Here is a 19,397-nt window from a genome sequence, read left to right on the forward strand (position 1 = left end):
CCACTTTCCGGACAAAGAAAGTTCCGGCGAGTCTTATCTCCGAGCTGGACGATGTCAAACGAATCGAGTCGAATCGGCTGGTCGGGACGGCTTGCCGGGGCACGGTGGACGGTGTTTCAATCCGGGCCCGACCAGCCACCGCGTGGGGAGTGTGCCGTGACCACACACGAGGTCGTCAACCAGGTTCCGCCGATGCTCGGTCACGACACCGCCGACGACCCGGCGCTGCTGGACGGCGTGACCCGGGAGGGCGCCGGTTGGGCGGTGGCGCGGCTGCACGACCTGGGTCGGCTCGCCGGCGGGGAGGCGGCCGCCGAGCACGGCCGGCTGGCCAACGAGCACCCGCCGGTGCTGCGCACCCACGACCGGTACGGCCACCGGATCGACGAGGTGGAGTTCCACCCGTCCTGGCACGAGCTGATGCGGACCGCCGTCGGCCAGGGGCTGCACGCCGCGCCGTGGGCCGACGACCGGCCCGGAGCGCACGTGGCCCGGGCCGCGCGCTTCTACCTCTGGCGGCCCGACGCCGGGCACGGCTGCCCGATCTCGATGACCTACGCGGCGGTGCCGGCGCTGCGGCACAACCCGGACCTGGCCGCGCGTTACGAGCCGCTGCTCACCGCCACCGAGTACGACGTCGGGCTACGCCCGCCGCAGACCAAGCGGGGCCTGCTCGCCGGCATGTCGATGACCGAGAAGCAGGGCGGCTCGGACGTTCGCGCGAACACCACCACGGCCCGGCCCGAGCCGGACGGCAGCTACCGGCTCGTCGGTCACAAGTGGTTCACCTCCGCGCCGATGTGTGACCTGTTCCTCACCCTCGCCCAGGCCCCCGACGGCCTCACCTGCTTCCTGGTCCCCCGCGTGCTGCCCGACGGCACGCGCAACGCGATGCGCCTCATGCGCCTGAAGGACAAGCTCGGCAACCGTTCCAACGCCTCCGCCGAGATCGAGTACGAGCACGCCGTGGCGTGGCGCGTCGGCGACGAGGGTCGGGGCGTACGCACCATCATCGACATGGTCAACCTGACCCGGCTGGACTGCGTGATCGGCGCGGCCGCCGGTATGCGCCACGGCGTCACCACCGCCGTGCACCACGCCACCCACCGGCGGGCGTTCAGCCGGCACCTGGTCGACCAGCCCCTGATGCGCAACGTCCTGGCCGACCTGGCGGTGGAGTCCGAGGCCGCCACCGTGCTGATGGTGCGGCTGGCCGGGGCGACCGACCGCTCGGCGCGCGGCGACGACGGCGAGACCGCGTTCAAACGCCTCGCGCTTGCCGTCGGCAAGTACTGGGTGTGCAAGCGCTGGCCGGGGCACGCCGCCGAGGCGCTGGAGTGCCTGGGCGGCAACGGCTACGTCGAAGAGTCCGGCATGCCGCGGTTGTTCCGCGAGTCACCGCTGAACTCGATCTGGGAGGGTTCCGGCAACGTGGCCGCGCTGGACGTGCTGCGCGCGCTCACCCGGGAGCCGCAGGTGCTGGCCGGGTACGAGGCGGAGGTGGCCGCCGCGGCCGGCGCGGACGCCCGCCTCGACACCGCGGCGCGCCGGGTGCGCGAGGAACTGGCCGACCACACCGACCTGGAGCTGCGGGCCCGCCGGGTGGTCGAGCGGCTGGCGCTGGTGCTGCAGGGCACGCTGCTGGTGCGCCACGGCCACCCGGCGGTCGCCGACGCGTTCTGCGCGTCCCGGCTCGCGGGTGACCACGGCCAGGCGTACGGGACGTTGCCCGGCGGCCTGGACCTGGCCACGATCATCGACCGGGCCGCGCCCAAGATCGGCTGAGGTCGCGCGTCGGAGCCGTCGGTTAGGGTCGCGCCATGCGGCTGGTCTCGGTGCACCTTCACCCGGTCAAGTCCCTCGGCGGCGTCGCCCCGTCCCGGGCGGTGGTCGAGCCGTGGGGGTTGCGCCACGACAGGCGCTGGCTGGTGCTGCGGCCCGACGGCGGCAAGGTGACCGGGAGCGCCCGACCGGCGCTGCTCGGCCTGACCGCCGCGCCCGGCACCGGGGCGGTCACGTTGACCGACCGCGACGGCGCGTCGCTGACCGTCGCCGAGCCGGTGGACGGGCCGTCGGCGCCCACCGCCGTGTCCCGCCTGGACAGCGTGCGGCTCGCCGCCGCCGAGGCCCACGACTGGCTCTCCGCGCGGCTGGGCCAGCCGGTGCGGCTGGCCTGGCTGGACGATCCGCGCCGCCGGCCGATGTCCGCCGCCCATGGTGGCCTCCCCGGCGAACCGCTGAACCTGTCCGACGCGGGCCCGCTGCTGGTCACCACCATGCCGTCGCTGCGGCGGCTGCGCGACTGGATCGCGCAGGGCGCGGCGGAACGCGGCGAACCGACCCCGCAGCCGCTGGCGATGGCCCGGTTCCGGCCGACCGTGGTGCTTGACGGTCCGTTCGAGGCGTTCGCCGAGGACGGCTGGAGCCGGGTGCGCATCGGCGCGGTGGACTTCCGGGTGTCCGAACGCTGCGACCGATGCTCGGTCACCCTCGTCGACCCGGTGACCCTGGCCGGCGGGAAAGAGCCGATCCGCACGCTGGCCCGGCACCGGCGCCACGACGGCAAAACCTGGTTCGGGGTCCGGCTGGTCCCACTCACCACGGGCGAGATCCGGGTCGGCGACGAGTGCCACGCGACGTGACCGCCCGGCGGCCGGTGCGGGCGTGGTGGAGCAGACCGGCGCACATGCGTGGCCCCCAGGTCGTGGCGGTGGCGTCCGGGCACGTGGCGGCGCACGAGCGCGGCAGCCGCCTGGTGGGACTGGACGCCGTGACCGGCGCGGTGCGCTGGGACGTGCCACTGGGCACCTGGCCGCGCGCGGTGGTCGCGGCGGGCGCTCTGGTGTGGGTACGTGACGGCCGGGGCGGCCTGACCGCCGTCGACGCCACCACCGCTGAGGTCAACCGACGACTCGACCCGGGTGAGCGGCCGGTCGCCGACGTGGTGTCCACGGTCCACGGTCCGGTGGTGGCCCGACGGTCGGGTGTCCTCCTGCGGGTGGACCACGACGGGACGATCCGGGAAGGAGCCACGGCGGTGCGTCGCGTCGACGCACTGCACGCCCTCACCCCGGACACCGTGCTGCTCGCCGGAGCGGGTGGGCTGCGCGCGGTCAGCCCACCGTGACCGTGCCGCCACCCGGGTGAGGCCGGGAGCGCCACTCGTCGGCCAGCACGGCGAAGACGAGCTGGTCGGCCCACTCGCCCCGAAACAGGTAGCTGCGCACGTGTCGGGCCTCCCGCCGCATCCCGAGGCGGGCCATCAGGCGCGCCGACGCCGCGTTGCCGGCGTGGCACCTGGCCATCACCCGGTGCAGCCCGAACTCCCCGAAACCCCAGTCCAGCGCCGTCCCGGCCGCCTCGGTGGCCAGCCCCCGACCGCCGTGGTCGGGGTGGAACACGTACCCGAGTTCGGCGGTGCGGTTCTCCGCGCTGCGCCAGACCAGCTCCACGATGCCGATCACCCCGGCGTCGGCGACCGCGGCCAGCGTCAGGCAGTCGCCCTCCGCGCGCAGCGCGTCCTCGCCGGCCATCGCGGCCACCGACGCCCGGGACTGCTCCCGGGTGCGCGGCTCGGCCCCGAGCATCCAGCGGACCACGTCCGACCGGCGCTGCCAGGCGTGCACGTCGTCGAGATCGTCGAGGGAGATGGGGCGCAGCAGCAGCCGTGACGTGCGCAGCGGGTACGTAGGGTGGGCCATCGGGCGAGCATAGGAGGCCCCTAGGGTGGACGGCATGGCTGTTTCCGCCGATGAGGGCAACCCGCTCACCCAGCTCAGCCTCGACCAGCTCCGGCAGCGCACAAGCGTCAAGTGGCGGCTGTACCCACCGGACGTGCTGCCGCTGTGGGTCGCCGAGCAGGACGTGCCGCTGGCCCCGCCGGTGGCCGAGGCGCTGCGCCGGGCGGTCGACCTGGGCGACACCGGCTACTCCCACGGCACCGCGTACGCGGAGGCGGTCGGCGCGTTCGCCGCGCGCCGGTGGGGCTGGCCGGACTTCCCGGTCGGACGGGCCACCCTGGTGCCGGACGTGATGATGGGCGCGGTCGAGGTGCTGCGCCTGGTCACCGGCCCGGGCGACGCGGTGGTGGTCACTCCCCCGGTCTACCCGCCGTTCTACGCGTTCGTCACGCACGCCGACCGGCGGGTGGTCGAGGCGCCACTCGGTGCGGATTCGCGGCTCGACCCGGCCGCCCTGGAGGAGGCCTTCCGCATCGCGAGGTCGGTCGGGAACCGCCCGGCGTTCCTGCTGTGCAACCCGCACAACCCGACCGGTGTGGTGCACCGGCCCGACGAGTTGGCCACCGTCGCCGAGCTGGCCGCGCGGCACGGCGTACGGGTGGTCTCCGACGAGATCCACTCCCCGCTGGCGCTGCCCGGCGCGCGGCTCACGCCGTACCTGACGGTGCCCGGCGCGGAGAACGCGTTCGCGTTGGTGTCGGCGTCCAAGGCGTGGAACCTCGCCGGGCTCAAGGCGGCGCTGGCGGTGGCCGGGCCGGACGGGGCGGCCGACCTGGCCCGGATGCCGGAGGAGGTCAGCCACGGCCCCAGTCACCTCGGGGTGCTCGCGCACACCGCCGCGTTCGGCGCCGGGGAGCCGTGGCTGGACCGGTTGCTCGCCGGCCTCGACGCCAACCGGACGCTGCTGGGGTCGCTGCTGGCCGAGCACCTGCCCGCCGTGTCCTGGCGACCGCCCGAGGGGACGTACCTGGCCTGGCTGGACTGCCGGCGGCTCGGCGTGCCCACCGAGGTCGGCGACGGGCCGGGGGTGGCCAGCGACCTGGCCGGGCCGGCCCGGATGTTCCTCGACGACGCCCGGGTGGCGCTCAGTTCCGGGCACGTCTTCGGTGCCGGCGGCGCCGGCTTCGTGCGGCTGAACTTCGCCACCTCCCCGGCCGTGCTCACCGAGGCGGTGACCCGGATGGGCCGGGCGACGCGCGCCGACGCCGGCTGAGCGGCGCCGGCGCGGCCGGCTCAGGTGGTGGCCTGCCTGTCGATGCTCTCGCGCAGGATGTCCGCGTGCCCGGCGTGCTGCGTCGTCTCGGCGATGACGTGGATCAGCGCGCGCCGGACGCTGCGCACCGAACCGGGCTCGTTCCACGGCGCGTCCGGCACCGGCCAGGTCGCCGACAGGTCCTCGACGGCGGCGATGATCTCCTCGGTGCGCGCGGCGACCCGGGCGTACCGGTCGAGGATCGCCGGCAGCGTGTCCTCGGGCAGCATCTGGAAGTCCCGCTCCCGGTCGATCGCCCACTGCGGCAGTTCGCGGGCGTTGCCGGACATGAAGTCCTCCCAGGTCACGCCGTCCGGCATGGCGAAGGACATCGCCGCGGGACCCTCGACCACGAACCGAAGCCAGGTCTCCTCGGTGGACGCCACGTGTTTGATCAGACCGCCCAGGCAGAGCGCGCTGACGGTCGGTCGCAGCCCCGCCTGCTCGTCGGTGAGGCCACGCACCGTGTTGGTCATCATGTTCCGGGCGTCGGCGAGCTCGGCCAGCAGGTCGGCCCGCTCGGCGTCGAGGGAGGTGGTGGTCGTGTCGGCCATCGTCATCGGTTCCTTCCGGTCCTGATCGGTACGCAGACCACACTCGCAGCCGTAGCGGTCAGGTTGTGTCCTCTTCTCGCGGCAGAATGCGTGTCGTGCCGACGACTTCCGCCCGCCTGCTCGCCCTGCTGTCCCTGCTCCAGGCCCGCCGGGACTGGCCGGGCGCGCTGCTCGCCGAACGGCTGCGGGTCAGCCCGCGTACCGTGCGCCGCGACGTCGACCGCCTGCGCGAGCTGGGCTATCCGATCGAGAGCGCCAAGGGCCCGGACGGCGGCTACCGCCTCGGCGCGGGCTCCGCGCTGCCGCCGCTGCTCTTCGACGACGAGCAGGCTGTCGCGCTCACGGTGGCGTTGCAGACCGCCGCTACCGGCGTGACGGGCATCGAGGAAGCCGCCGCGCGGGCGCTGGCCACCGTTCGGCAGGTGATGCCCGCGCGGCTGCGCCACCGGGTGGACGCGCTGCGGGTGGTCGCCGTGGAACGCTCCGCCACACCTGCCGCGTCCCGGGTGGACGCGAGCCTGCTGATGACGTTGAGCGCCGCCGTGCACGCCCGCGAGGAGCTGCGCTTCGACTACGAGTCGGTGTCGACGCCGGCCGCCGGCGCGCCGGACGCGCCGCCGCGCCGGGTGCAGCCGCACCACCTGGCCACCTGGGGCGGACGCTGGTACCTCGTCGCCTGGGATCTCGACCGCGTGGACTGGCGCACGTTCCGGGTCGACCGGATCAGCCCGCGTACCCCCACTGGTCCGCGGTTCACGCCGCGCGAGCTGCCCGGAGGGGACGTGGCCGCGTACGTCGCCGGACGGTTCAAGGGCGTCACCGGGCCCGGCGGCTGGCCCTGCCAGGGTGAGGTGATCCTCGACCTGCCCGCCCGGACGGTGTCCGCGTGGACCCGCGACGGCGTCGTGGAGGAGCTGGGGCCGGACCGCTGCCGCCTGATCCAGGGCGGCTGGTCGTGGGCCGGGCTGGCCGCCGTGCTCGGCCGCTACGACGCCGACATCGAGGTGATCGGGCCGCCCGAGCTGCGAGCGGCGTTCGCACACCTGGCCCGCCGCTACGCCGCCGCCGCCGACGGCCCGCACGCGCCGGGCGGCGGTTGACGTTGACCGCCGGCCTCCCGGCGCTCGAAGCTGAACAACGCCTCGGCCCGGTCGCTGGCGCCCTCGGCGGGCAGGAAGTAGCCGTGGTGCACGCCACCGCGCCGTGCCACCAGCCGCATCCAGGTCCGGGCGAAACGCTCGAACGCCTCCAGCTGTGCCGGGTCGATCGTGTAATGCACGACGCAGGTGATCACGGGTGCTCCGTACCGACCGCGGCGCGTTCGGCGACCACCATCGAGATGCCGTCGAGCACCCGCTGGAGACCGAACTCGAAGGCGTGGTCCGGCCCGTACGCACCACCGTGCGCCATGCCGGCGGCCGTGCCGACCCGCGCGGCGAGCGGGAAGCTGCCGGCGGTCATGAACTTCTCCAGCCAGGGGCCGTGCGTCTGCCACCACTGGTCGTCGGTCATCCCGGTCTCACGTTCCAGCTCGGCCACGTCCAGCGCGGCCCGGGCCGCGCTCTTGGCGTGCCCCAGCACGAGGGTGAGCACCGCGTCCATCTCCACGTCGTCGAGCCCGATGTCCGCGACGGCGTGCAGCTCGTAGTCGTATTTGGCGAGCACGTTGGGGCCGAGCACCGGCCGGGTGGTCTCGGCGCGCAGCAGCCACGGGTGGGCCCGGTAGAGCGCCAGGTTGTCCCGGGCGATGCGGTCCAGCCGGCCGCGCCATCCCCCCGGCACGTCGGCCGGCCGCGGAAGGTCACCGAGGACGGCGTCCACCATGACGTCGAGCAGTTCCGCCTTGCCCGGCACGTACGTGTAGACGGACATCGTGCCGACGCCGAGCGCCTCGCTGACCCGGCGCATGGTGAGCGCGTCGATGCCCTCGGCGTCGGCGATCTCGACGGCCGTGCGCACGATCCGTTCGACGCTGAGGCCGGGACCGGCGCCCCGGCTGGCCGGCTCCCGGGTACGCCAGAGAAGGGCCAGGCTGCGGGCGGGATCGGCCTTGCGCCGGCGCTCCTTCGACATGGTGACGCCATCCTACCGGCCGCGTGCCGGTCACCGGCGGCCGGCGGGACGTGCGAATGGGTACGAGAATTGCTCGCGCAAAAGAAGGGCGGGTTCTCCCGCTATTACAAACATATAGCGCAGCCCCGGTCTTGCCGCAAGACCCGGGCAATGGCGCAGAATTGCCGGCCGTAACCCGTTGCCACCGTATTCGAAAAGCCGCGAAGAGCGGAGGCTCTGCCGTGCCCACGATCGGAGACGAGTTGAACCCGCCCAGCACCAGCGTTTTCGATCTTCCCGAGCGGCTGTCGGCGAAGGCCGACCCGAAACTGACAGCCGACGACGAGCGCCACTTCGCCGCCCTCGCGGAGAGCCTGCGCCGATCGATCGCCGAACTGACCGACCGGCTCGACGAGACGCGCCGCGCCCCGGCCGGCAAGGGCCGGCAGGCCGTCGACCGGGACCAGGAGATCCGCCGGTTGAGTGGGCGCCTGCGTACCCTGCGCCGCTACGGGGTGGACCTGTGCCTGGGCCGGATGGTCGGCGGCAACGGCGCCGCACCGGTGTACGTGGGACGGCTCGGTCTGACCGACGGCGCCGGCGGCCGGCTACTGCTGGACTGGCGCTCGCCCGCCGCCGAGCCGTTCTTCGGCGCCACCCACGCCAACCCGATGGGCCTGACCAGCCGGCGCCGCTACCGGTGGACCGACGGCCGGATCACCGACTACTGGGACGAGGTGTTCACCGCCGACGGGCTGGCCGGGCACGCCGCGCTTGACGACCAGTCGGCGTTCGTCGCCAGCCTGGGCGCGACCCGGTCGGCCCGGATGCGGGACGTGCTCGGCACCATCCAGGCCGACCAGGACGCGATCATCCGGGCCGGCTCGGGGGGCGCGCTCGTGGTCGACGGTGGACCGGGCACAGGCAAGACGGTGGTGGCGCTGCACCGCACCGCGTACCTCCTGCACGCCGACCCCCGCCTGGGTGAGCGCCGGGGCGGGGTGCTTGTCGTCGGCCCGCACCAGCCGTACCTGAGTTACGTCGCCGACGTGCTGCCCAGCCTTGGTGAGGAGGACGTGCAGATCTGCACGCTCGCCGACCTGGTGCCCGAAGGCGCGACGGCGACGCCCGAGAGCGACCCGCGGGTGGCCCGGCTCAAGGCGTCCGCGGGGCTGGTGCGTGCGGTCGACGCGGCGGTGCGGTTCTACGAGGAGCCGCCCACCACCGCGACCCGGGTCGGCATCGAGGACGCCGACCTGCGACTGAGCGCCGACGACTGGGCCGACGCGTTCGCGGCGGCCGGACCGGGTGCCCCGCACAACGAGGCCGGCGACGACGTGTGGGAGGAACTGCTCACCATCCTGGTGGAGAAATACCACGGCGACGCCCCGGAGGCGGTCCTGCGGCGGTCGCTGGCGGGCAACCGGGACCTGGTCACCACGTTCGCCCGGGCGTGGCCGCTGCTCGACCCGACCGACGTCGTGGCGGACCTCTGGTCGGTGCCGGCCTACCTGCGCCGGTGCGCACCGTGGCTGGACGTCGAGGAGATCCGTACGCTGCGGCGGGCCGACGCCCGGGCCTGGACCGTGGCCGACCTGCCGCTGCTGGACGCGGCCCGGCGGCGGGTCGGCGACCCGGAGGCGTCCCGCCGACGCCGACGCAACGAGGCCGCCCTGGCCGCTCAGCGGGCCGAGATGGACACCGTCGTCGACGCGCTGATCGCCTCGCACGCCTACGACGACGGCGAGGGTCTGATGACCATGCTGCGGGTGGCGGACATGCGGGCCAGCCTCGTCGACGTCAGTGGGCTGGCCGTCGCCGACCCGGATCTGCTGGCCGGGCCGTTCGCGCACGTCGTGGTGGACGAGGCGCAGGAGCTGACCGACGCGCAGTGGCAGATGCTGCTGGCGCGCTGCCCGTCGCGCAGCTTCACCGTGGTCGGCGACCGGGCGCAGGCCCGGCACGGGTTCACCGAGTCGTGGCCGCAGCGGTTGGCGCGGGTCGGGTTCGACCGGGTGGAGGTGGCGTCGCTGACCGTCAACTACCGCACCCCGGCGCAGGTGATGGCCGCGGCCGAGCCGGTGATCCGGGCGGTGCTCCCGGACGCCAACGTGCCCACCTCGATCCGTGCCGGCGCGCCGGTGCGGTACGACGTCCGCGCGGCCCTGCCGGCGGTGGTGGACGGCTGGCTCGCCGCCCACCCCGAGGGCGTCGCGTGCGTGATCGGCGAGCCCACGTTCCCGGCGACGGAGCGCGTCCGGTCGCTGACCCCGGAACTGGCCAAGGGGCTGGAGTTCGACCTGGTGGTGCTTGTCGGCCCGGAGTCGTTCGGCGACGGGGTGTCCGGCGCGGTGGACCGGTACGTCGCGATGACCCGGGCGACAGGCGAACTGGTGGTGCTCGCCGGGACGTGAGCGCCCTCGGGGGCGGCACGCCGCCGCCCCCGGGTCCGGCTCTCAGCCGCCCAGTGCCCGGTAGCGGCGCAGCGACAGCGGCAGGAACACGGCGAGCAGCGCCAGCGGCCAGAGCACCGCCAGCAGCGGATGGTGCGCGGCCACCCACGTGTCACCGCCCCAGCCGGGGTTGCCGAACAGCTCGCGGGTGGCCCCGACGGTCGCCGACAGCGGGTTCCACCCGGCGATCACGCCCAGCCAGGCGGGCATGGTGGACGGCGCAACGAACGCGCTGGACAGGAAACCGAGCGGGAACTCCAGTGTCTGCACGGCGGTCACCGCGCTCTGCCCCTTCACCGTCAGGCCGAGGAAGATGCCCACCCAGACCAGCGCGAGACGCAGCAGCAGGATCAGCCCGAGCGCGGCGAGCGTGTCACCCAACCCGCCGTGCGCCCGCCACCCGACGGCGAGGCCGACCAGCAGCATGACGGCGAGCGTCACCACCGCGAACATCAGGTCGGCGACCGCGCGGCCGAGCAGCGGGGCAAGCCGGGACACCGGCATGGACCGCAGCCGGTCGGTGACACCGCGCTCCAGGTCCGCCGACACCGCCATGGTGGTCATGCTGATGCCGAAGACCATGGTCATGGCGAACATGCCCGGCATCAGGAACTCTCGGTAGCTGCCGCCGCCGGGCACCTGGAGAGCGCCGCCGAACAGGTACGCGAACATCAGCACCATCAGGATGTCGAAGCCGAGCGAGCCGACCAGCGGACCGGGCTCGCGCCGCCAGTGCGCCAGCGCACGGCCGGTAAGCGTCAGGCCGTCACCGGCCAGGGACGGGCGCCGGGTCAGGGTCACGGTCACGCGGTCACCTCCACGGTGTCGCCGTAACGGGCGGCCGGCGCCGCCGCCCGGCCGGTGAGCTGGAGGAACACCTCGTCCAAAGTGGGCCGTCGCAGCGCCACGTCGGCCACCGTCACGCCATCGGCGTCGAGCGCCCGCAGCACCTCGAGCAGGGCGCCGGCCCGGTCGCCGACCTGGGCGCCCACCGACCGGCGGTCCTCGTCGACCTCCGGTTCGGCGACGGCGACCCGGCGCAGTCGGCCCGCGGCCGTGGGCAGGTCCGCGACATCGCGGACGACCAGCTCGATCCGGTCGCTGCCGAGGCGGGACTTGAGCGCGTCGGGGGTGCCCTCGGCGATCACCCGCCCGGCGTCGAGCACGCAGATGCGGTTGGCGAGCCGGTCGGCCTCGTCGAGGTACTGCGTGGTCAGCAGCACTGTGGTGCCGGCGCGGACCAGGTCACGTACCGCCTCCCACACCTCGTTGCGCCCGCGCGGGTCGAGCGCCGTGGTCGGCTCGTCCAGGAACAGCACGGACGGCGCGAGGATCATGCCGGCGGCCAGATCGAGGCGGCGGCGCATGCCACCGGAGTACGTACGCACCGGCCGTCCGCCGGCGTCGGCGAGCCCGAACCGGCCGAGCAGTTCGTCAGCGCGCCGCTTCGCCTCGGTCCGGCCCAGGTGGAACAGGCGGCCGAAGATGACCAGGTTCTCCCGTCCGCTCAGTGCCTCGTCCACGGCCGGGTGCTGCCCGACCAGGCCGATGCGGTAGCGCACCTGGTCGGGTTGCCCTGCCACGTCGAAGCCGGCGACCTCGGCCCGCCCGGCGTCGAAGCGCAGCAGGGTGGCCAGGATGCGTACGGCTGTGGTCTTGCCGGCGCCGTTCGGGCCGAGCAGCCCGCAGACGGTGCCCGCCGGCACCCGCAGGTCGAATCCGTCGAGCGCGGCCGTGTCCCCGTACCGCTTGCGCAGGCCCTCCGCGAGGATCGCGTGTTCCACGTCTGTGCCCCCTCCGTTGACGACGGCTACTAACGTACAACGTACGGTAGCGGGTGGGGGCGGACGGCCCGGGCGCGAGCCGCGCCCGGACCGCCGGACCTAGCGCTTCAGCAGCGCACGCAGCGCCTCGGCGATCTCGCCGGGAGCCTCCTCGGCCATGAAGTGCCCGGCCGTCGTGGTGCGGTGCTCGAGGTCCGGGGCCCAAGCCCGCCACACCGCCGCCGCGTCGTAGCCGAGCGCCGCGCCCCAGTCCTGCTGGATGACGGTCACAGGCATGGCCAGCCGCCGTCCGGCGTCCCGGTCGGCCCGGTCGTGCGCCACGTCGATCCCGGCCGACGCCCGGTAGTCGGCGACGATCGAGTCGACCGCCTCGCGGGAGGCCCGCAGGTACTCGGCGCGAACCTCCGCCGGCATGGCCGCAGGGTCGCCGGCCCAGGCGTCGAGGAAGTGCCCGAAGAACGCGTCGGCGCTCGCGGTGATCATCCGCTCGGGCAGGCCGGGCGGCTGGGCCATCAGGTAGAGGTGGAACGCCACCGACGCGGACGCGCCGTGCAGCACGTCCCACATGTCGAGGGTGGGCAGCACGTCCAGCGACGCCAGGTGGGTGACCGTGTCCGGGTGGTCCAGGCCGGCACGGACCGCGACCAGGGCACCCCGGTCGTGCCCGGCCAGCGCGAACCGGTCGTGTCCGAGCGCGCGGGCCAGCGCCACCACGTCGGCGGCCATGGTCCGCTTGGCGTACGTGTCCTCGGTGCGCGCGGCCGGCTTGTCGCTGGCGCCGTAGCCGCGCAGGTCCGGGCAGATCACCGTGTGGTCGGCGGCCAGGTCGGCGGCGACGTGCCGCCACATCAGGTGGGTCTGCGGGAAGCCGTGCAGCAGCACGACCGGGCTGCCGGAGCCGCCCACCGCCACGTTCAGCGCCAGCTGGTCGGCGACGGGAACGCGCTGGTAGTCGAAGCCTGCGATAGCGGGGGTCATCTCGGTACCTCTCTCGTCTCGTCGTACCGGTCCAGCGTGGCGACGCCCGATGAGCAACCGATGAGCGCGATACGGTGACCCCTGTCGAGGAGGGGTCGGTGCCTGTCAGTTTCGGTGTGCTCGGACCGGTCACGGCCTGGGACGACGCCGGTGAACCGGTCGACCTGAAAGGTCCCCGGCACCGCGCCGTGCTGGCCCGGCTGATCGCCGCCCGCGGCCGGGTGGTGCCGGTCGGGCAACTCGTCGACGACCTCTGGGCGGACGACCCGCCCGCCGGGGCACTCAGCGCGGTCCGCACGTTCGTGGCGGCGCTGCGCCGCCGCCTGGAACCGGATCGCCCGCCGCGCGAGCCGGCCCGGCTGCTGGTCACCGAGGGACCCGGGTACGCGTTGCGCGCCGACCCGCGCACCGTCGACGCCTGGCGGTTCGAGGACACCGTGACCGCCACCGCCGAGACGCTCCCCCGACCCACGCTTGACGGGCTCGACGAGGCGCTGGGCTGGTGGCGGGGCCCCGCGTACGCCGACTTCGACCAGCCCTGGGCCCACGCGGAACGGACCCGGCTGGACCAGGTGCGGCTGACCGCGGTGGAGCGGCGGGCCGAGGCGCTGCTCGCGCTGGACCGGGCCGCCGACGCCGTACCGGACCTCGACGCCCACGTCGCCGCGCACCCGTGGCGGGAGGACGGCTGGGCGTTGCTGGCGCAGGCGCTGCACCGGGCCGGGCGGCAGGCCGACGCCCTGGCGGTGCTGCGCCGGGCCCGCGAACTGCTGCGCGACCGGCTCGGCCTGGACCCGGGCGCTCGGCTGCGGCGGCTGGAGACCGACCTGCTGCGACAGGCCGGACCGGAACCCACCGGCCCGGCGCGGGTGTGGGCGGACACCGCGGCCGCGTACGCGCGGTCGGTGGTGCCCGGCGCCCGGGCCCGACTGGAATCCACCGTCGGGATGCTGCGCAGCCTCGCGGTGACCGGGCCGGGCGGGCTGGAGGCGGCCCGGGACCAACGCGAGGCGGCCATCGCCGCGGCCGAGCAACTGGGCGACCCGGACCTCACCGCGCGGGTGATCGGCGGTTACGACGTACCGGCGATCTGGACCCGCTCGGACGACCCGGCGCAGGCGGCGCGGGTGGTGGCGGCGGCGGAGCGGGCGCTGGCCGGGTTGGGCCCGCAGGCGCCGGAGGTGACCCGGGCCCGGCTGCTGGCCACCGTCGCGATCGAGTCCCGCGGCACCGGCTCGGCGCGCGCCGGTGCGGCGGCCCGGGAGGCGGCAGCCATCGCCCGTCGGCTCGCCGACCCGGCGCTGCTGGCGCAGGCGCTCAACGGCGTGTTCATGCAGACGTTCGGGCGGGCCGGACTGGCCGCGCAGCGGGACGCGGTCGGCGCGGAACTGGTCGCGCTCGCCGCCCGGCACGGCCTGGCCACGGTGGAGATCCTCGGGCACCTGATCCGGGTGCAGGCGCGCGGCGCGCTGGCCGACCTCGCCGCCGCCGACGCGCACGCCGAGGCGGCGGACCGGCTCGCCGCCCGGCACGAGAGCCCGCTGGTCGCCCTGTTCACCGGCGGCTACCGGGCCATGCGGGTCGCCGCGACCGGCGCGGCGTACCCGGACGCGGAAGCCGCGTACCGGTCCTGGGCGGTCCGCCTGGCCGGCTGCGGGATGCCCGGCGTGGAACGTGGCCTGCTGCCGCTGGCGCTGCTGTGCCTGCGGGTGTGGCACGACCGGCCGGCCGCCTTCCCCGACGACACCGACTGGGGCCCGTACGCGCCGTGGGCCCGCCCGCTTGTGCTGCTCGCCGCCGACCGGCGGCGGGAGGCCGGCGCGGCGCTGCGCCGCACCCCGGCACCGCCGCACGACCTGCTGCTGGAGGCGTTGTGGTGCCTCACCGGTCGGGCCGCGGTGGCGCTCGACGACCGGGACGTGATGCGCCGGGCCCGGGCCGCGCTGGCCCCGGCGGCGCACGAGGTGGCCGGGGCGGGCAGCGGCCTGCTCACCGTCGGGCCGGTCTCGGCGCACCTGGACCGGCTTACGGCTGCCCTGGTTGAACGGTCAGGATGACGTCGTCCTTCCCGTCCACCTGCGTGGTGCTCGCGGCGGACCCCGGTGCCGCAGGCCCGTGCGGCGGGTCAGCGGGCCAACGCCAGCAGATGCCGTAGGCGCAATCGGGATGCGGCCGGCGCAGTCGCCACTCGTAGACGACCGTGCCGTTGGGCGGCTGGTGGCTCGGTCGGCAACGGGTACGAGCGACCTCCTGGCGGCTGGAGCCTGAGCGCGTCCTGCGCCACACGACCTGCCACGCCTCGGCCGGCGCATCCACATCCTCGAACTGCACCCGCACCGACAGCCTTCCGACCTGTCGTTCCTCGCAGCTCTCCCGGTAGTAGGGCTTCATCGGCGCGTACACGTCCTCGAAGACCTGTCTGATCCCGACGTTCACCCGCCGGCCACGGGCAAGGGGACCGAGGAGGTACAGCCACCGGTAGACCCGGCCGTCCTCCTCGGGCAGCGCGCCGTCCAGCAACCGGTGCTCGGGGAAGAGCGACGTGGCCTCCTCGAGTACCCGATTCTGTCCGCTCCAGTGCGAACGTATGCCCACCAGCCGCAACTGTCGATTCGCCCGGATGCGCTGCTGGCGGATGTACGCGTAGCGGTGGTGACCGTCGCCGTCCTCACCGACGACGCGGGTGACGACGAGTGAGCCGTCCAATTCCTCGATGGAGAAGTCGGGCGGCCGGTAGGCGCATCGGACGTAGTAGGCGGTCGCCGATCCCACCAGCAGCCCCACCGTCAGGACGCAGAGGAGCATCGGCGGGATGTGCAGGGCAGTCGCCCAGGCGATCCCGAGACCGTACAGCGCCCCCAGTGCCGTGCCGAGCAGGACGGCGAGCTGTAGCAGGTCGGACCCCTGGCCGGCGAGGCGGGCGGGTCTCGTCTCCAGCAATCTCCACAGACGCATCAATCCTCCCGGCACTACCGAGCACTGGTGGGAAAGCCATCGATATCGCAGCCCACACGATCCACCAAAAGAGGATCGATGAGCCAGGGATCACCGCCGTCACTCAGCGTTCACTCCGAGCCGACGGCCGACCCCCCGCCGACCTCTCCTCACAGCCCAGGCGGAGCTAGGGTGCGGCATGGACGAGATCACCGACCTGTTCCGGCGCGCCGCCGGCCACGCGGCCGACTACCGGCGGTCGCTGCCGGACCGGCCGGTCGGCGTGCCGGTCGACCAGGCCGCGCTGACCCGGGCGTTCGCCGTCCCGCTGGCGGACGCACCCACCCCGCCCGAACAGGTCCTCGCCGAACTGGTGGCCGCCGCCGGGCCGGGACTGGTCGCCACCGCCGGGCCACGCTACTTCGGCTTCGTGATCGGTGGCGCGTCACCTGCCGCCACCGCCGCGGACATGCTCGCCGCCGGATGGGACCAGAACGCGTTCAACGCGGTCACCTCCCCCGCCGCGGTGGCCGCCGAGGCGGCCGCCGGCACCTGGCTCAAGGACCTGCTGGGCCTGCCCGCGTCGACGTCGGTCGGCTTCGTCACCGGCGGGCAGGCGGCCAACACCGCCGGGCTCGCCGCCGCCCGCCACCAGGTGCTCGCCGACGCCGGCTGGGACGTGGAACGGTACGGCCTGCACGGCGCGCCCCCGGTCCGGGTGCTCGCCGGCGCCGAACGGCACGCCACCGTCGACAGGTCACTGCGCCTGCTCGGCCTCGGCACCGACGCGCTACACGCGGTGCCCACCGACGGGCAGGGCGCCATCGCCCCGGACGCGTTGGCCGTGGCGCTGCGCGACGTCGGCCCCGGCCCGACCGTCGTCTGCCTGCAGGCGGGGAACGTGAACACCGGCGCGGTCGACGATCTGCGCCGGGCGTGCGAGCTGGTCCACCGGCACGGCGGCTGGGCGCACGTGGACGGCGCGTTCGGGCTGTGGGCCGCTGCTGCCCCGGGCACCCGGCACCTGGTGGACGGGCTGGAACTGGCCGACTCGTGGGCCTGCGACGGACACAAGTGGCTCAACCTGCCGTACGACACCGCGTTCGCGTTCTGCGCCCGGCCCGACGCGCACGCGGCGGCCATGTCGTACACGGCCGCGTACCTGGTGGGGTCCGGCGGTGTGCCGGCGGCGGCGGACCTGACCGCGGAGTCCTCCCGCCGGGCCCGTGGCTTCGCGGCCTGGGCCGGCCTGCGGGAGCTGGGCCGCGACGGCGTCGCCGCGCTCGTCGAGCGGTGTTGCGCGCTGGCCCGCCGGTTCGCCGACGGCCTGGCCGCCGCCGGGTTCGAGGTGGTCAACGACGTGGTGCTCAACCAGGTGCTTGTCGGCTTCGGCGACGACGCGCGCACCGACCGGGTGGTGGGCGCGGCGCAGGCCGACGGCACGTGCTGGGTAGGCGGGACGACGTGGCGGGGACGGCGGCTGATGCGGATCTCGGTGTCGAACGCGACCACCACGGAAGCCGATGTGGACCGGTCGGTGGCGGTGATCCGCCGGCTCGCCGGCTGAGGGGCGCGGCCGACGGAAAAGAGGGCTGAGACGGTCGCCGCCGGTCCGTATGATCCGGTACGCGGTGGGCGGCTCCCCGCGGTGCTTCCCTTCTCGTTCGACCTGCCTCCCCCGGGGCCTGCTCGCGCTGTCGACCGCGCTCTGACGCCGAACCGCACACCGCCGACGCACGGGACAGTACGCAGCGCGACGGGTTGGTAACGTGCCGGCCATCAGGGTCCCTTGGGGAGGGTGGCCATGTGGGCGGACGAGGCCGCGCTGGACGCGGCGGCACGCCGGCTCGACGAGTGGGAGTCGTCGCTGGCCGACCGGGCGACGCGCGCCCGGGACCTGTCCGCCCGCAGCCAGGCGCTCACCGGTGTCGCCCGCAGCGACGACGGGCTGGTGACGGTCACCGTCGACGGGTCCGGCCTGCTTGTCGACCTGCGGCTGGACGACCGCACCCGGCAGCACTCCGCCACGCACACCGCCCGGCAGGTCCTGGCGACCACCCGGGCCGCGCACGCCGACCTGCTGCGGCAGCTCACCGCGGTGACCACCGAAACCCTCGGCGCCGACGACCCGGCCGGACAGGCGATCCTGGAGAGCCACCGGCGCCGGCTCGCCCCCGACCAGGACCGGCCGGATGCCGCCCGGTGACGGCCTTCGGGTCGACCCGGACGACCTGACCGCGCACGCCGCGCACCTCGACCGCTGCGCCGACAGCATCGACACCGCCCGGCAGGCCGGCCAGCACGTCCGGTTGAGCGCCGACGCGTACGGGCAACTCTGCGCGGTCATGCCGGTCCTGCTCGACGGCCTGCAACAGATCCTGGTCGACGGCGTCGGCGCCGCCGCCACCGCCGTCCGGGACACCGCCGGCACGGTACGCCTCAGCGCCGAGCGCTACCGCGCCGCCGACGCCCGCGCCGCCCACCTGCTCGACCAGGCGGGAAACCGGAGGTGACCGCCAACCCGCTGGTCGCCGCCGCCTCCGAGGCGGGGCCCAGCCCGTGGGCCGGGGTGTGGATCTGCGAGGACATCGAACTCATCGCCCACGGCGTGCGCACCGGCAGCTGGATCGACGGCAGCCTCGGCGTGGTCAGTGCCGGCCTGGACGCGCTCGCCCTGGTGTCCGACCCGGCCGGGGTCCTCCTCCAGTACGGCATCGCCTGGCTCATCGAACACGTCAAGCCGCTCAGCGAGGCGCTGGACTGGCTGGCCGGCGACCCCGCCGAGATCACCGCGCACGCGCAGACCTGGCGCAACGTCGCCGCCTCGCTGCGCGACGACGCCGCCGAGCTGGCCCGCGCCGTCCGCACCGAGGTCACCGGCTGGACCGGCGCCGCCGCCACCGGCTACCGGCACTGGGCCGACGAGCAGCAGCAGGCCATCACCGGACTGGCTCGGGGCGCCGACGCGATGGCCGCGATCACCGAGGGCGCCGCCGGCCTGGTCGCGGCCGTGCGGCTGCTGGTCCGCGACGCCATCGCCGCCTGCGTGTCCCGCCTGATCGTGTACGCGGCCGAACTGGTCGCCAGCGCCGGGCTGGCGACGCCGCTGGTGGTGGAGCAGGTGACCACGACTGTGGCGTCGTGGGCGGCGCGGATCGGGCGGCTGCTGCGGGGGTTGCTGGCGAGCCTGCGGCGGCTGATGCCGGAGGTTCGGCGGCTCGGTGAGCTGATCGGCAAGCTCAGGGAGGCGCTGAGCCGCTTGCGAGAGGTTGGGCCTGAGCCGGGAAACCTGAACAGGGTACGTGGCAGAGGGCGGGGACCTCGCATGCCGATGACAACGGAGTCGGTGCAGCAGATCGCCGCGAAGTACGGCATCGACATCGCCGACGTCCGGCTCGTGATCAACAAAGGCAGATCGGGAATCCACGGGGTGACCAGGGCTGACCAATCGGTCATGCTCTGCCGGAACGCGTTCCACAGCGAGGAGGACCTCGCCCGTACGCTCGCACATGAACGTTTCCACGTAGAGGAACTCCGCGCAGGGCGCCCGTATCCCCGAGACCGCGACGAGGCGATCGCGTTCGAGGACCGTGCCTATGCTCACGAGGACCGGTGGTGGGGAAACCACCCCGTCAGACCGGAGGAGTAGC

General features: G+C 74.5%; 19 protein-coding genes. 11 read left to right on the forward strand and 8 right to left on the reverse strand.

Annotation, left to right across the window (positions count from 1 at the left end):
• Nucleotides 1-156: 156 nt before the first annotated feature.
• From ACLQ2X_RS03620 to ACLQ2X_RS03630, 3 genes are read left to right on the forward strand one after another with little or no spacing between them, the layout of a single operon-like run.
• Nucleotides 157-1,785, forward strand: a complete 1,629-nt coding sequence (locus ACLQ2X_RS03620) for an acyl-CoA dehydrogenase family protein (RefSeq protein WP_425679460.1) — start codon at nt 157-159, stop codon at nt 1,783-1,785.
• 35 nt (nt 1,786-1,820) lie between these two features.
• The gene (locus tag ACLQ2X_RS03625) at nt 1,821-2,642 is read left to right on the forward strand and encodes an MOSC domain-containing protein (RefSeq protein ID WP_425679461.1); all 822 of its coding nucleotides are present in this window, start codon (nt 1,821-1,823) and stop codon (nt 2,640-2,642) included.
• Between the two features lie 44 nt (nt 2,643-2,686).
• Entirely contained in the window at nt 2,687-3,127 is a 441-nt protein-coding gene (locus tag ACLQ2X_RS03630) for a hypothetical protein (RefSeq protein WP_425679462.1), read from the forward strand.
• Here the strand turns inward: ACLQ2X_RS03630 and ACLQ2X_RS03635 are convergent.
• Complete coding sequence (locus ACLQ2X_RS03635; protein WP_425679463.1) at nt 3,114-3,701, reverse strand: GNAT family N-acetyltransferase; 588 nt, start codon at nt 3,699-3,701, stop codon at nt 3,114-3,116. The two genes, ACLQ2X_RS03630 and ACLQ2X_RS03635, sit on opposite strands and share 14 nt — an antisense overlap.
• Before the next feature lie 34 nt (nt 3,702-3,735).
• On the opposite strand from ACLQ2X_RS03635, the gene ACLQ2X_RS03640 reads away from it, so the two are divergent.
• On the forward strand, nt 3,736-4,953 hold the full coding sequence (locus ACLQ2X_RS03640) for a MalY/PatB family protein (RefSeq protein WP_425679464.1): 1,218 nt from the start codon (nt 3,736-3,738) through the stop codon (nt 4,951-4,953).
• A 20-nt stretch (nt 4,954-4,973) separates the two neighbouring features.
• Here ACLQ2X_RS03640 and ACLQ2X_RS03645 read toward each other — a convergent pair whose 3' ends face one another.
• Nucleotides 4,974-5,546 (reverse strand): DinB family protein, encoded by a 573-nt coding sequence (locus ACLQ2X_RS03645; RefSeq protein WP_425679465.1) that lies wholly within the window; start codon nt 5,544-5,546, stop codon nt 4,974-4,976.
• An 86-nt stretch (nt 5,547-5,632) separates the two neighbouring features.
• Between ACLQ2X_RS03645 and ACLQ2X_RS03650 the strand changes: the two genes are divergently transcribed.
• Complete coding sequence (locus ACLQ2X_RS03650) at nt 5,633-6,646, forward strand: helix-turn-helix transcriptional regulator (RefSeq protein ID WP_425679466.1); 1,014 nt, start codon at nt 5,633-5,635, stop codon at nt 6,644-6,646.
• Here ACLQ2X_RS03650 and ACLQ2X_RS03655 read toward each other — a convergent pair.
• Both ACLQ2X_RS03655 and ACLQ2X_RS03660 read right to left on the reverse strand, forming a co-directional pair.
• Complete coding sequence (locus ACLQ2X_RS03655) at nt 6,601-6,840, reverse strand: NIPSNAP family protein (protein WP_425679467.1); 240 nt, start codon at nt 6,838-6,840, stop codon at nt 6,601-6,603. The two genes, ACLQ2X_RS03650 and ACLQ2X_RS03655, sit on opposite strands and share 46 nt — an antisense overlap.
• Entirely contained in the window at nt 6,837-7,619 is a 783-nt protein-coding gene (locus ACLQ2X_RS03660; RefSeq protein ID WP_425679468.1) for a TetR/AcrR family transcriptional regulator, read from the reverse strand. The genes ACLQ2X_RS03655 and ACLQ2X_RS03660 overlap by 4 nt, the downstream gene beginning before the upstream one ends.
• Before the next feature lie 221 nt (nt 7,620-7,840).
• Between ACLQ2X_RS03660 and helR the strand changes: the two genes are divergently transcribed.
• Nucleotides 7,841-10,012, forward strand: coding sequence for an RNA polymerase recycling motor ATPase HelR (gene helR, locus ACLQ2X_RS03665; protein ID WP_425679469.1), 2,172 nt, complete (start codon nt 7,841-7,843; stop codon nt 10,010-10,012).
• 42 nt (nt 10,013-10,054) lie between these two features.
• Here the strand turns inward: helR and ACLQ2X_RS03670 are convergent, their stop codons facing one another.
• The 3 genes from ACLQ2X_RS03670 to ACLQ2X_RS03680 form a co-directional block, all read right to left on the reverse strand.
• The gene (locus tag ACLQ2X_RS03670) at nt 10,055-10,858 is read right to left on the reverse strand and encodes an ABC transporter permease (protein ID WP_425679470.1); all 804 of its coding nucleotides are present in this window, start codon (nt 10,856-10,858) and stop codon (nt 10,055-10,057) included.
• Nucleotides 10,855-11,835, reverse strand: a complete 981-nt coding sequence (locus ACLQ2X_RS03675) for an ATP-binding cassette domain-containing protein (RefSeq protein ID WP_425679471.1) — start codon at nt 11,833-11,835, stop codon at nt 10,855-10,857. Before ACLQ2X_RS03675 ends, ACLQ2X_RS03670 begins: the two co-directional genes overlap by 4 nt.
• A 99-nt stretch (nt 11,836-11,934) precedes the next feature.
• On the reverse strand, nt 11,935-12,813 hold the full coding sequence (locus tag ACLQ2X_RS03680) for an alpha/beta fold hydrolase (protein WP_425679472.1): 879 nt from the start codon (nt 12,811-12,813) through the stop codon (nt 11,935-11,937).
• Nucleotides 12,814-12,911: 98 nt separating this feature from the next.
• On the opposite strand from ACLQ2X_RS03680, the gene ACLQ2X_RS03685 reads away from it, so the two are divergent.
• Entirely contained in the window at nt 12,912-14,870 is a 1,959-nt protein-coding gene (locus ACLQ2X_RS03685; RefSeq protein ID WP_425679473.1) for a BTAD domain-containing putative transcriptional regulator, read from the forward strand.
• On the opposite strand, the gene ACLQ2X_RS03690 is transcribed toward ACLQ2X_RS03685, so the two are convergent.
• Nucleotides 14,839-15,768 (reverse strand): hypothetical protein, encoded by a 930-nt coding sequence (locus ACLQ2X_RS03690; RefSeq protein ID WP_425679474.1) that lies wholly within the window; start codon nt 15,766-15,768, stop codon nt 14,839-14,841. The two genes, ACLQ2X_RS03685 and ACLQ2X_RS03690, sit on opposite strands and share 32 nt — an antisense overlap.
• 178 nt (nt 15,769-15,946) lie before the next feature.
• Here ACLQ2X_RS03690 and ACLQ2X_RS03695 point away from each other — a divergent pair, with 178 nt between their 5' ends.
• The 4 genes from ACLQ2X_RS03695 (at nt 15,947) to ACLQ2X_RS03710 (ending at nt 19,396) form a co-directional block, all read left to right on the forward strand.
• The gene (locus ACLQ2X_RS03695; RefSeq protein ID WP_425679475.1) at nt 15,947-17,314 is read left to right on the forward strand and encodes a pyridoxal phosphate-dependent decarboxylase family protein; all 1,368 of its coding nucleotides are present in this window, start codon (nt 15,947-15,949) and stop codon (nt 17,312-17,314) included.
• 237 nt (nt 17,315-17,551) lie between these two features.
• Complete coding sequence (locus tag ACLQ2X_RS03700; RefSeq protein ID WP_425679476.1) at nt 17,552-17,953, forward strand: YbaB/EbfC family nucleoid-associated protein; 402 nt, start codon at nt 17,552-17,554, stop codon at nt 17,951-17,953.
• Nucleotides 17,940-18,260, forward strand: a complete 321-nt coding sequence (locus ACLQ2X_RS03705) for a type VII secretion target (RefSeq protein ID WP_425679477.1) — start codon at nt 17,940-17,942, stop codon at nt 18,258-18,260. The genes ACLQ2X_RS03700 and ACLQ2X_RS03705 overlap by 14 nt, the downstream gene beginning before the upstream one ends.
• Entirely contained in the window at nt 18,257-19,396 is a 1,140-nt protein-coding gene (locus ACLQ2X_RS03710; protein WP_425679478.1) for a WXG100 family type VII secretion target, read from the forward strand. The genes ACLQ2X_RS03705 and ACLQ2X_RS03710 overlap by 4 nt, the downstream gene beginning before the upstream one ends.
• The last annotated feature ends 1 nt before the right edge of the window (nt 19,397 follow it).

The sequence above is a fragment of the Micromonospora sp. DT31 genome (genome assembly GCF_049841795.1).
Classification (GTDB): Bacteria; Actinomycetota; Actinomycetes; order Mycobacteriales; family Micromonosporaceae; genus Micromonospora.